The organism is Streptomyces sp. NPDC053493 (genome assembly GCF_044544825.1).
Lineage (GTDB): Bacteria > Actinomycetota > Actinomycetes > Streptomycetales > Streptomycetaceae > Streptomyces.
This window is the reverse complement of sequence record NZ_JBITXS010000009.1, coordinates 85,755-97,947: the sequence shown is the minus strand read 5'-3', so window position 1 is coordinate 97,947 and position 12,193 is coordinate 85,755. Positions and strand designations below refer to the sequence as shown.

Annotated in this window: 9 protein-coding genes; 3 read left to right on the top strand and 6 right to left on the bottom strand. The window is 74.0% G+C overall.

Going from position 1 to position 12,193, the window contains the following annotated elements; translation table 11 throughout:
- Positions 1-238: 238 nt before the first annotated feature.
- Positions 239-1,729, bottom strand: coding sequence for a DUF4192 domain-containing protein (locus ACIGO8_RS24525; protein ID WP_399734498.1), 1,491 nt, complete (start codon positions 1,727-1,729; stop codon positions 239-241).
- A gap of 133 nt (positions 1,730-1,862) precedes the next feature.
- On the opposite strand from ACIGO8_RS24525, the gene ACIGO8_RS24520 reads away from it, so the two are divergent.
- Positions 1,863-4,046: a RecQ family ATP-dependent DNA helicase gene (locus tag ACIGO8_RS24520; RefSeq protein ID WP_399734495.1), complete on the top strand. Its 2,184-nt coding sequence runs from the start codon at positions 1,863-1,865 to the stop codon at positions 4,044-4,046.
- Positions 4,047-4,261: 215 nt separating this feature from the next.
- The gene (locus ACIGO8_RS24515; protein WP_399734492.1) at positions 4,262-4,888 is read left to right on the top strand and encodes a hypothetical protein; all 627 of its coding nucleotides are present in this window, start codon (positions 4,262-4,264) and stop codon (positions 4,886-4,888) included.
- Positions 4,889-5,107: 219 nt separating this feature from the next.
- Here ACIGO8_RS24515 and ACIGO8_RS24510 read toward each other — a convergent pair whose 3' ends face one another.
- From ACIGO8_RS24510 to ACIGO8_RS24500, 3 genes are all read right to left on the bottom strand, one after another.
- The gene (locus ACIGO8_RS24510) at positions 5,108-5,743 is read right to left on the bottom strand and encodes a hypothetical protein (protein WP_399734490.1); all 636 of its coding nucleotides are present in this window, start codon (positions 5,741-5,743) and stop codon (positions 5,108-5,110) included.
- 142 nt (positions 5,744-5,885) lie between these two features.
- Positions 5,886-6,596 (bottom strand): ribonuclease HII, encoded by a 711-nt coding sequence (locus tag ACIGO8_RS24505; RefSeq protein WP_399734487.1) that lies wholly within the window; start codon positions 6,594-6,596, stop codon positions 5,886-5,888.
- Positions 6,597-6,745: 149 nt separating this feature from the next.
- Positions 6,746-7,429 (bottom strand): TetR/AcrR family transcriptional regulator, encoded by a 684-nt coding sequence (locus ACIGO8_RS24500; protein WP_399734485.1) that lies wholly within the window; start codon positions 7,427-7,429, stop codon positions 6,746-6,748.
- 134 nt (positions 7,430-7,563) lie between these two features.
- Here ACIGO8_RS24500 and ACIGO8_RS24495 point away from each other — a divergent pair, with 134 nt between their 5' ends.
- On the top strand, positions 7,564-9,117 hold the full coding sequence (locus ACIGO8_RS24495) for an MFS transporter (protein ID WP_399734483.1): 1,554 nt from the start codon (positions 7,564-7,566) through the stop codon (positions 9,115-9,117).
- A 66-nt stretch (positions 9,118-9,183) separates the two neighbouring features.
- Here ACIGO8_RS24495 and ACIGO8_RS24490 read toward each other — a convergent pair whose 3' ends face one another.
- Both ACIGO8_RS24490 and ACIGO8_RS24485 read right to left on the bottom strand, forming a co-directional pair.
- Entirely contained in the window at positions 9,184-10,758 is a 1,575-nt protein-coding gene (locus ACIGO8_RS24490; protein ID WP_399735061.1) for a DUF4153 domain-containing protein, read from the bottom strand.
- 517 nt (positions 10,759-11,275) lie between these two features.
- Entirely contained in the window at positions 11,276-12,193 is a 918-nt protein-coding gene (locus ACIGO8_RS24485) for an ADP-ribosylglycohydrolase family protein (RefSeq protein WP_399734480.1), read from the bottom strand.

Genomic DNA, 12,193 nt, shown 5'->3' with positions numbered 1-12,193 from the left:
TCCGGTCGGCTCGGCCGCGCCCGGGGGCGAGCGTGGCGGGGCGCGCTCGGCCCGTTCCGGTCCGCGAGGTCGGCCGTGGGGCGGCGGCACGGCTCCTGCGGGACCGCCACCCAGCTGAACGCCCTCGTGTGCCGACGGGTCACGGCCCGGCCCGTCCTCGGCCGGAAGAGGCTCCTCGTCCAGGAGCCGTGCGCCGGGCGCGGCCGGGAGGAGGTGCCCACCAGGGCTCCGGTCCGCCTCATCCGCCGCTCCTCGCCCCGCGTCGTCCGGTCCGCCGCACCGCCGCGGCCCTCGGCGGCCTGGGTCCGGTGCCGCTCCGCCGGGCGGTGGCGAGGGCACGCGAGGGGCTCCGGCCGGCCCCGGCGGCGCGCATGCCCGCCTGTCGGGTGGTCCGCCGCGCGGCCTGCCGGGCCCTCTGCCGCCGGCGTTCCCGGGTGCCCTCGGAGGCCGGTGCGTGGTCCGGGCCGGCGGTCGGATCGGCCGTCGCCGCATCGGGGCCGGCTTTCTGGCTCCTTCCGGTGCCGTCGGACGCGGCTGCGGCGGAGACGCGCGCGTCACGCTCCTTGCGCAGGCACTCGCGCAGGGACTCCGGGTCGAGGCCCTCGTTGCAGGCCTGGTGGAGCAGCCGGGCGAAGAGGTAGTCGGGATCGGTCTCCAGGGCCAGTCCGAGAGCCACCCGGGCGGAGGGCTCGTCTCCGGTGGACCAGGCGACCCAGCCGGCGAGGGTCAGCGGGGCCGCCGCGTACTCCTGGTACGGCGCCACGCAGCGGCGGGACAGGGCGCGCCAGAGCCGCAGCGCCGCAGGCGCCTGCGGTCCTTCCATCCATTCGGCGGCCTGGTCGCGGGTGTCGCGGTCCTGGAGTCCGAGGATCACGGCGGCGGCCTCCTCGGGCGTCAGCAGGCCGTCGTCCCTGGCATCGGCTCCGGCCGTGCCCGCACCGGTCGCGGTCCCGCTTGCCGTCGCGGCGGCGAAGGAGTCGGGCGGTGCGGAGAAACGGTCGATGAGCCGGCGGACGAGGGCGAGGGTGGTGTCGCGGGTCTCCTGCCGTGCCAGGCCGCCCGTCGGGCCGTCGAGGATCCGCGGCACGACGACCGCGGCGGCGTCGTTCAGCGCCGCGCGCTGCGCCGCTTCGTCGCCGCCGGATCCGCGCGGCTTCAGCCGTGCCTCCATCTCCTTGAGGGTGCCGCGCACCTGGATTCCCGCGTAGGCGGCGGAGGCGGCCATCACCGACGTGCCGGACAGGGCCAGCGGTGTGCCGTCGGGCGGGCAGCAGCGGGCGTCGGGGCAGCAGTAGGAGAAGTAGAGACCGTCGGAGATGCAGAGGGCTTCGAGCACGGGAATGTCGAGCGCGCCGCAGGCGGTGCGCAGGCGCTGGGCGAAGGGCCGCAGACGCTCCATGACCCGCCGCCCGGTCTCGCCGGGCGCGGGTTCCTGGCAGAGGAAGACGACGATGGCGTCGGGGCGGTCGGCGCGGCGGGTGCAGCCCTCGACGAGGGTGTCGGCCAGGTGGTCGGCGGTGGCGGCCCATTCGTACGACGAGCTCGGGATGCCGACCCGGACCCGGCCGCCGAAGCGTCCGCGCTCGCCGTGCAGCGCGACGAGGACGACCGAGTCGCTGGGGTGGAAGCCGAGCATGAACGGCAGCGCGTCGGCCAGCTCGGCCGGGCCGCGCAGGGTGATCTGCGGAGTGGTGGACGGGCCGTGGGATTCGTGGTGGTTCGTGTTCATGGTCACGACGGTGCCGCGACCACCGCCGGTCGCGAAACCCCTGTGGATAACTCCCGCGCCGAGGGTCCGGGAGTTATCCACAGCCTCGGCGGCTCGTTCGCGCAATGTCGGAGCGATCGGGTTGCATGGAGGCATGACCAACGCAGACCGCCCCGAGGACCGCGCCGCCCTGCGCGCGGCCGCCGACTCCGTGCTCGCCCGTCTCGTCTCGGACCCGACGGGTGCGGCGAGACTCCGCGAGGACCAGTGGCGCGCCATCGAGGCGCTGGTGGCGGACAGACGCCGGGCGCTGGTCGTGCAGCGGACCGGCTGGGGCAAGTCGGCGGTGTACTTCGTCGCGACCTCGCTGCTGCGCGAGCGCGGCGCGGGCCCAACCGTGATCGTCTCCCCGCTGCTGGCGCTGATGCGCAATCAGGTGGACGCGGCCGCCCGCGCGGGCATCCGCGCCCGCACGATCAACTCGTCGAACACCGAGGAGTGGGAGACCGTCCAGCAGGAGGTGGCGGCGGGCGAGGTCGACGTGCTGCTCGTCAGTCCCGAGCGGCTCAACAATCCCGACTTCCGCGACCAGGTGCTGCCCCGCCTCGCGGCGGCCACGGGGCTGCTCGTCGTCGACGAGGCACACTGCATCTCCGACTGGGGACACGACTTCCGGCCGGACTATCGCCGGCTGCGCACGATGCTCGCCGACCTGCCGGCCGGCGTGCCGGTGCTCGCGACGACCGCCACCGCCAATGCCCGGGTGACCGCGGACGTCGCCGAGCAGCTGGGGACGGGCGTCGAGGGCGACGCGCTGGTGCTGCGCGGGCCGCTGGACCGCGAGAGCCTGAGCCTCGGCGTGGTGCGGCTGCCCGACGCGGCGCACCGCCTGGCCTGGCTGGCCGAGCACCTCGGCGAGCTGCCCGGGTCGGGCATCGTCTACACACTGACGGTGGCCGCGGCCGAGGAGGTGACCGCCCATCTGCGCCAGTGCGGTTACGCGGTCGCCTCGTACACGGGCCGGACGGAGAACGCCGACCGGCAGCAGGCCGAGGACGACCTGCTGGGCAACCGGGTCAAGGCGCTCGTGGCGACCTCGGCGCTGGGCATGGGCTTCGACAAGCCGGACCTCGGTTTCGTCGTGCACCTCGGTTCGCCGTCCTCGCCCATCGCCTACTACCAGCAGGTGGGCCGGGCCGGGCGCGGTGTGGAGCACGCGGAGGTGCTGCTCCTGCCGGGCAAGGAGGACGAGGCGATCTGGCAGTACTTCGCGTCGGTGGCCTTCCCTCCGGAGGAGCAGGTGCGCCGCACCCTGGACGTGCTGGCGCAGGCCGGCCGTCCGCTGTCCCTGCCCGCTCTCGAACCGCTGGTCGAGCTGCGCCGGACACGGCTGGAGACCATGCTCAAGGTGCTCGACGTGGACGGGGCCGTCAAGCGGGTCAAGGGCGGCTGGGAGAGCACCGGCCGCCCGTGGGTCTACGACACGGAGCGGTACGCGTGGGTGGCCCGGCAGCGGCAGGCCGAGCAGCAGGCGATGCGGGAGTACGCGGCCACGGACGGCTGTCGCATGGAGTTCCTGCGCCGTCAGCTGGACGACGAGGCCGCGGCGCCGTGCGGTCGTTGCGACAACTGCGCGGGCGTCAGGTTCGACGCGAAGGTGTCGGACGCGGCGCTCGACTCGGCGCGGGGCGAGCTGGGCCGGGCGGGCGTGGAGGTGGAGCCGCGCAAGATGTGGCCGACCGGACTCGCCGCCGTGGGCGTGGATCTGAAGGGCCGTATCCCGGCGGGTGAGCAGTCGTACGCGGGGCGGGCGCTCGGCCGTCTCTCGGACATCGGCTGGGGCAACCGTCTGCGCCCGATGCTCGCCGACTCCGCGCCGGACGCCGAGGTGACGGACGACGTGGTGCAGGCCGTGGTGCGGGTGCTCGCCGACTGGGCGAAGGGGCCCGGAGGTTGGGCCTCGGGCGCGCCGGACGCGGCGCCCCGGCCGGCCGGCGTGGTGACGGTCGCCTCGCACCGCAAGCCGCGGCTCGTGGGTTCGCTCGGCCGGCGGATCGCCGAGATCGGGCGGATGCCGCTGCTCGGTTCGGTGGAGTACGCGCCGGAGGCGGAGGAGCTGCGGATCTCCCGGACGAACAGCGCGCAGCGGGTCGTCGGTCTGCAGCGGGCCCTGGTCGTCCCGGACGAGCTGGCGCAGCGGCTGGCCGCGGCGGGCGGCCCGGTGCTGCTCGTGGACGACTACGCGGACAGCGGCTGGACGGTGGCGGTGGCGGCGAGGCTGCTGCGTCGCGCGGGGGCGGAGGGAGTGTTCCCGCTGGTGCTCGCCGTCCAGGCATGAAACGGCGAGTGAATAATGGGTAACTGGGCAGGGATATGAGAGTCATACCGGTTCATTCCCGTCAGCGGCCTCATTTGCTCGTTGCCGCCCGCGCGCGGGCCGGGAAGAATTGGGAATCCGCCCCGCACGGCCCCAACGCGGTCTGGTTGACCGTGCCGTGGTGCGCCCTCACCCGACCCTGCCCGCGGAGCGGGCGCGTATCCGAAGGGAGGATCGTGACCCTCGGATTCGCTCCGTCCTCAACCGCTCCGGTCAACTCGTCGTCCGGGTCGGCCAGCCGCCTCGCTCGGATGCTCGAACCCGCGGAATGGGCCGCGGCCGGGATCCCGTTGCTGCGCAACCCTCGTGAGGTTGTCAGCGGCCTGCACTCCCGTCACATGCCCACCCCTTCGACGGCGGTGGTGGCCGTTCTGGACCACGAGGAACGGCTCGCCGCCAGCGCCTCCTTCACCCGCAGGCCCGCTCCGGCGGACGGCTGGGAGTTCCGCAACGCGCTCCTCGCCCATCTGCGCCGGGTCATCCCGCACGACCTGCGCCGGCGTGCTCCGGTCCGCACGGCGGTGCTGCTCTACTGCCGGGACGGCGACGAGCGCTGGACCGAGGAGGACGGGGCCTGGATGTGGGGGCTGCGGGACGCCTGCACGCTCCACGGGCTGCGCTGCGGTGCGTACATCACGCTGACCCGGGGAGGCTGGCAGGTGCTCGGCGAGGGCCGGGGCGGGCGCAGGCCCGGCTCCGACTCGCGTCCGACTCCGCTGGGCGAGGACTCGGCGCTGGACCGGCTCCTGCCCCGTATCGCGAGCGGCGCTCCCGAGCCCCTGCGCCGGGCGGCCGCCCGCTGAGCGATCCCGCCCGCGGACCCGTAGGCGCACGACGACCGCACGACGACCCGTACGACCCCATACGCTCTGCAGGACGCCGTAGGACGCCGTACGACTCCACTCCGTACGGCCCTGTGCCGACGGCGTACGGCCCGCACGCGCGAGCGTCCCGACCCGCCTGCTGGGCGCCGGGAGTCCGCCCGGCCGCCCGTGGGGCGGCCGGGACGCGGACGGGCGGGGTCAGACGCCGGCGCCGAGGGCGGCGTTGACGCGCTGCGGGTCGCCGCAGACGATCAGCAGGGCCGTGGCCCGCTTCATCGCCTCGGGCAGCCGGCGGGCGACGTCCTCGTCGGAGCCGCCGTCGACCGCCACGACGACCACGGGCCGGGCGGCGGCACGGGCGACGGAGTCGGCGTGCGCGAAGAACACGTCCTCGCGGGCGTCCTGCTGGGCCCAGTAGGCGGCCTCCCCGAAGGACAGCTCGTGCGCCGCCCACGGGTGCTGCTCGCCGGTGGTGAGCACCAGCACGTCGCCGGGGGCGCGGCCGGACTCCAGGAGGAGGTCCACCGCCTCCTCGGCCGCGTCGACGGCCCCGTCGGCGGGCGCGGGGATCAGCTGGACCTGCGGCAGGGACCGCTCGTCGGAACGATTCTCCGCACGGGCCACGGCGGCCGGCTCGGCAGCGGACGGGCGCGGTACGGGCGGCGCCGGCGGTGCGGGCCTGGCCGGACCGGGGCCCGGACGACCGGGACGCGGAGAGGCCGCGGAACGCGGGCCGGGTACGGGTCGTGGGGTCGGCACGGGTCGGCCGGCGGCCGTGGTCGCGGGACCCTGGGCACTCTCGTGAATCTGAGGCTCCTCGGGGATGAGAGGCATGGGTGGATGTCTATCAAACGCCGTCGCGCGTGGCTCCGGCGGGTGGGCGCACCGTCGCGCCCCGGCTGCTGAAACGGCTCTGCCGGAGAGGTCCCTGACGGGCCTCGCCGGAGAATCCGGAACCGGTTGCAGAAGCCGGAAGTCAGAAGTCGAAGCCGAGTTGGCCCCCGCTTTCCAGAGCGGCCGCTTCGGCGGAGAGCCGGACCTTCTTGAGATGCCGCCAGCGGGGCATCGCGTCGAGGTAGGCCCAGGAGAGCCGGTGGTAGGGCGTGGGCCCACGCTCCTCCAGCGCCGCCTTGTGGACCGGGGAGGGATAGCCCGCGTTGGCCGCGAAGGCGTACGGGAGGCAGTCCGCCGCCTCGGCCTCCAGCTGGGCCATCAGCGCGTCGCGCCGCACCTTGGCGATCACGGAGGCGGCGGCGACGGCGACACAGGACTGGTCGCCCTTGATCACCGTACGGACCTGCCAGGGGCTGCCCAGGTAGTCGTGCTTGCCGTCGAGGATCACGGCGTCGGGGCGGACCGGCAGGCCCTCCAGGGCGCGGATCGCGGCCAGCCGGAGCGCCGCCGTCATGCCCAGGTCGTCGATCTCCGTGGGCGAGGCGTCGCCCAGCGCGTACGCCGTGACCCACTGCTCGAGTTCCACGGCGAGCGCGGTGCGGCGCTTCGGGGTGAGCAGTTTGGAGTCGGTGAGCCCGGCGGGCGGGCGGCGCAGGCCGGTGACGGCTGCGCACACCGTGACGGGACCGGCCCATGCCCCGCGTCCGACCTCGTCGATACCGGCAATGATCTTGGCGCCGGTGGTCGCTCGGATCGAGCGCTCGACACTGTGGGTGGGTGGTTCGTACGGCATGGCGCTGACAGGTTACGCCGCGGGACACCTCCCCCGGTACCCGGATTCCCCACGACCGTCCGCGCGGGCCCGGATCCACCGCGGCGCCGGGCCCGTACGCCTCGCGCGATCGACCGGATCCGGCCCCGCCGCAGACCGAAAACCGCTGCTTACCGGCCCGTCGCTCCGCGAGGCGCGAGTCCCCCGCTCGCGTCACCCGCCTGCGGCGCCGCGGCCTGGCGTCGCAGCAGCGGCACCATCACGTGGTCGATCATCCCGGCGATCTCCTCGTCGGTCCATTCGCTGCCGCCAACCTTCGCGCGGTACATCATCATCGCCGGGACCACGTCGTAGACCATCCCGTCGGCCGCGTCCTCGCGCACGTCGCCGCGCTCGATACCGCGCTCCACCACCTCACGCAGCAGTCGCCGGGACGGTTCGATCACTCCGGTGACGATCAGCTCGTGGAAGCGTTCGGCGGCCTCGTGATCGCATTCGTGAAGGACCGCCCGCAGCGCGATACCGGGCGTCGAGTACATCGCGGCGCGCACTCTGCGGCACAGCTGGAGCAGGTCCTCGCGCACACTGCCGTGGTCGGCGGCCTCCCGCAGGTCGGGGAGCCCCGTCATGAGCGCGTCCGCGACCAGGTCCTCCTTGGACGACCACCGGCGGTAGACCGCGGCCTTTCCGGTCTGCGCGCCGACCGCGACCCCCTCCATCGTCAGCCCGTTCCAGCCGACGGTGCCGAGCTGCTCGAGGGCGGCTTCCAGAATGGCGCGTTCCAGGACCGGGCCGCGCCGTCGCGGCGTCGCTCCGTGCGGCCGAGCGGCGGCCTCGGAGTGCGAAGTACCCATCAAAACCTCTCTGTTGAGACACGTCGGGACGCCCGGCAGTGCTCAGTGAACGGTTGCGTTCCTTGAGGGGGACTCACTACCGTGGGCGACAGTGAACGAGTGCGTTCACTAAATTCTTCCGTGGGGGATTCATAGTGACAACATCTCCGGTGGCCACCCGGACCGATCCCGGCACCGCCCGCTATCCGAATCGGCCGGGAATCGCCCTTGCCGTCATCGCCGCCTGCCAGTTGATGGTCGTGCTCGACGCCACGATCGTGAACATCGCGCTCCCGCACATCCAGGAGGCGCTCTCCTTCTCGACCACCGACCTGTCCTGGGTGCTGAGCGCGTACACCCTCACTTTCGGCGGTCTGCTGCTGCTCGGCGGTCGCGCCGGCGACATCCTCGGCCGCCGCCGGGTGTTCCTGACCGGCATCCTGGTCTTCACGCTCGCCTCCCTGCTCGGCGGCTTCGCGCAGGAGCCGTGGCAACTCCTCGCCGCCCGCGCCCTGCAGGGCGTCGGCGGCGCGATCGCCTCGCCGACCTCGCTCGCCCTCATCACCACGACGTTCCCGGAAGGCCCCGAGCGCAACCGGGCGTTCGGCGTCTTCGCGGCCGTCTCGGCCGGCGGTGGCGCGATCGGTCTGCTCGCCGGCGGCATGCTGACCTCGTGGCTCGACTGGCGCTGGGTGCTGTTCGTGAACGTCCCGATCGGCCTGCTCATCGCGTACCTGACGCCACGCTTCATCAACGAGTCCGAGCGTCACCCGGGCCGCTTCGACCTGGCCGGCGCGCTGTCCTCCACGCTCGGCATGGCCGCCCTCGTCTACGGCTTCATCCGCACCTCGGAGGAGGGCTGGAGCGACTCCCTGACGATCGGGTCGTTCGTCTCCGCCGTGGTGCTGCTCGCCGCCTTCGCCGTCGTCGAGTCGCGGGCGCGCGAGCCCATCACGCCGCTGCGGATGTTCGCCGACCGCAACCGCTCCGGCACGTACGTGATCATGCTCAGCCTGGCGGCCGCCATGTTCGGCATGTTCTTCTTCATCGTCCTGTTCGTGCAGAACGTGCTCGGCTACTCGCCGATCCGCGCCGGTGTGGCCTTCCTGCCCGTCACGCTCGCGATCGGTGTGGGCGCGGGGCTCGCCCAGCGGCTGCTGCCGGTCCTCGGCCCCAAGCCGTTCATGGTGACCGGCGCGGCGCTCACCGGCGCCGGACTGTTCTGGCTGACCTTCATCACCCCGGACAGCTCCTACGTCACCGGAGTCCTCGGTCCGATGGTCGTCTTCGGCTTCGGCATGGGCCTCAACTTCGTGACCCTGACGCTGACCGCCGTCTCCGGGGTCGGACAGCACGAGGCCGGCGCCGCCTCTGGCCTGCTCAACGCCATGCAGCAGGTGGGCGGTTCGCTCGGTCTGTCGATCCTGGTCACGGTCTTCGGGAACGCCAGCAAGGACGAGGCGAAGCAGCAGCTGCCGGACTTCCTCGCGCGGGCGACGCCGGAGCAGAAGGCCGGGTTCTTCGAGGAGCAGCAGCTGCCGGCGCCTTGGTCCCACGAGGTGCTGACGGCCGGCATCTCGACCGCGTTCACCGCCGCCGTCGTCATGGTGCTGATCGCGCTCGTCACGGCGGTGGTCGTGATCCGGGTCCGCAAGAGCGACCTGGAGGCCCTGAGCGGCAAGGCGGAGGCGGCCGGACCGGTCGCCTGACGCGGTCGGCGTGCCCTTCTCCCCGCACAGGAGGAGGGCACGCCGAGTGTTCCGTACGCGCCGAGGTCAGGGCGCGTACGGGTCGTACGGGTCGTAGGTGTCCAGGTCCGGGTCCGCGTCCGGGTCGTACTGCTCTTCCCGGCTCGGCCGGCCGCACGACACCGGCGGCGTCACCGCGTGCTCGGCGAGGATGTCCCGGGCCCGGGCCTCGGCCAGGCTGGTCGCGTACCAGCTCTCGTCCTCGTCGTCGCGCAGCCGGTCGGCGATGTCCCGGAGCGCGCAGGAGCGAAGCGGCTCGGGAAGCCGGTCGAGCGCGGGCACCGCGTCGGCCGACAGGCCCTCCAGGTAGTGCACGTCGATCTTGCCGAGCCGTTCGTGACGCTCGACGTTCTGCGCGGCGATGACGGCGTCCGGCTGGATCAGGCCGAAGACGAGGACGAAACCGGCGGCGCTGGCGGCGAGGGCACGCGGCAGCAGCCGGGCGCCCCAGATCCCGGCCGCCATGATCAGGAGGATCGCCACGCCGAGCCAGATCTCCATGGTGGTGACGGAGATCCGCAGCCGCGTCAGTCCGTACGCGTCCACGTACAGGTCCATCCGGCGCAGCGCCGAGGCGACCACGACCAGGGTGAGGACGCACAGGGTGCCGAGCACCGCCCGGACGAGCCGGCGGTCACCGGCGCCGGCGCGGGGCGCCCAGCGCAGCGCCAGGCCGATCACCGCCAGGGTGAGCAGCGTGGCCGTGAGCAGCTGCCAGAAGCCCTGGCGTGCGTACTCGGCGTAGGTCAGACCGGTCTCGCTGAGGACCTTGTCGTAGCCGCCGAAGAGCACGGTGAGCTGGATGGCGTTGAAGGCGGCGAAGAGGAGGTTCAGGACGATCAGCGGGAGCGCCCACTCCAGGCGGCCGCGCGCCGGGCCCGGCTTGAAGGCCATCTTGTCCCAGCGCAGCGGGGCCGCGGCGGTGCGGGCCACGGCGAGGGCGCCGAACAGGCCGATCAGGAAGCACAGCAGCCGCCAGGGCGCCTGGTCGAGCGAGACGTCCGGGACCAGCGAGCCGATCAGGTCGGCGAAGGCGGCGTCGGCACCGGCGAAGAGCGCGCCGAAGACGACGAGAAGCCCGGCGGCGATCAGTACGGTACGGAGCACGGGCCCCCACCGGCCCTGCGAACCGCCCGCGCGCTGACGGGCGCCGCGCCAGCCCCACATCATGCCGGTGCCGACGGAGTCGAAGAGTCCGACCGGTCCGAGCAGCATGCTGGGCCAGCCGCGGCCGCCGTGCAGGGCAAAGCCGGTGAGGCCGATGGCGGCGACGATCGCGAGGAAGGCCGGCCAGCCGGCGTCGCTGAGCGCGGGCACGGCGAGCAGCGCCGCGCCGCCGATCGCCCAGACCAGCGTCCAGGGCCGGAGACGGCGACCGGCGGCGCGGGCGGCGAAGGCCCCGGCGACGGTGGCGGGCACGGCCACGAGGAGCAGGTTCGTGCCGGCGCCGTCGCTGAGGAGGAGCGCCGCGAACAGCGCGGTGGCCAGGACCGCCCAGAGCGTGGCGGCGGTCGGGTGGGCCGGTGCCGGCGGCCTCAGCCGGCTCGGCGCGGGCTTCCTCGGCGGCGCCCAGGTCTGGTAGGCCGGGTGCGCCCCGTACATCCCGGGCGGCGGCCCGCCCGGGAAACCGGCCCGCGCGGGCGCGTACGGGGTCGCCGCGGCGGGCCCGACGGTGCCGCGCGGCGCGGCGGACGCGGACGGGGTGGCCGCGGCAGCCGGCTGCTGCGCCTTCGGCGCGGCGTCCTTGGGCGCCGCACCGGGCACGGCGTCCTCGGGCGCGGCCGCACCGGGCACGGCGTCGGCAGCCTTCTGCGCGCCGTCGCGTTTCTGGGCGGCGTCGCCCTTGGGCGCGTCGTTGCCCTTCGGCGCGGCGTCGTCCTTGGGCGCGGCGTCCTTCGGTGGTACGGCGTCCTTGGGCGGCTCGGCGGACGGTGTGTCGGTCACGGGACCCCCTCCCGGCCCGGTCCGCGCGGCCAGGGGCCTGAAGTGGCCTGAATCGGCGGTTCCGGGTGTCTCGTCGGCACGCTGTTGTCATGATCAGCGCTGCGGAGTGGCCGACTCTAACGGCGCCGGGCCCCGTTGAACCGCCCCGCCCGCACCTGTGGCAGGACCGTGACAGTCAGCCCTGGTGACGCGGCCGGGTGGGCAGCCAGTCGGGCAGGTCCTCGGTCTGCTCCAGCCACGCGGCGGGCGGAGTGCCGCCGGGGCCGGCGGCGACGACGCCGGCGGCGATGGCGCAGGTGGTGTCCACGTCACCGCCGACATTGGCCGTCGTCCAGAACATCCGCTCGAAGTCGCCGAGCGCCCGGGCGGCGGACCAGAGCGCGAACGGGACGGTGTCGTGCGCGCTGGTGCGCCGGCCGCTGCCGAGGACCGCCGCGACGGTGCCGGGGTCGCCGTAGTCGAGCATGTCGCGGGCCCGGCGCAACCCGGCTCCCACCGCGCTGCGCGGCACGAGCGCGATGACGCCGTCGAGCAGCGCCTCGGGCGTGGGCGGACCGCCGGGGTCGGCGGCGAGGGCGGCCGCGGCGGCGACGGCCATCGCCCCGACGACGGCCTCACGGTGCTGGTGGGTGGTGTACGCGGAGATCTCGGCCTGGTGGGTCGCCTGTTCCGGGTCGTCGGCGTACCAGGCGCCGAGCGGTGCGATCCGCATGGCGGCGCCGTTGCCCCACGATCCCTGCCCGTTGAAGAGGGCGGCCGCGAGCTCCCGCCAGTCGCCTCCCTCGCGGATGAGCCGGAGCATGCGGTTGACGGCGGGGCCGTAGCCGCGGTCGAAGTCGTGGTTGCGGGCGAACGACTCGGCGAGCGCGTCCTGGTCGATCCGTCCGTGACCGACCAGCACGGCGAGGACCGAGCAGGCCATCTCCGTGTCGTCGGTCCACTGCCAGGGACCGGCCGGCGGCTCGTGGCGCTTGAGGAGGGGATAGTGGGCGGGAACGAAGTACTGGGAGCCCAGGGCGTCTCCCACGGACAGCCCGCGCAGGCTGGCCAGGGCGCGGTCGAAGCGCCGGTCGAGAGTGGAGTCAGCGGTCAT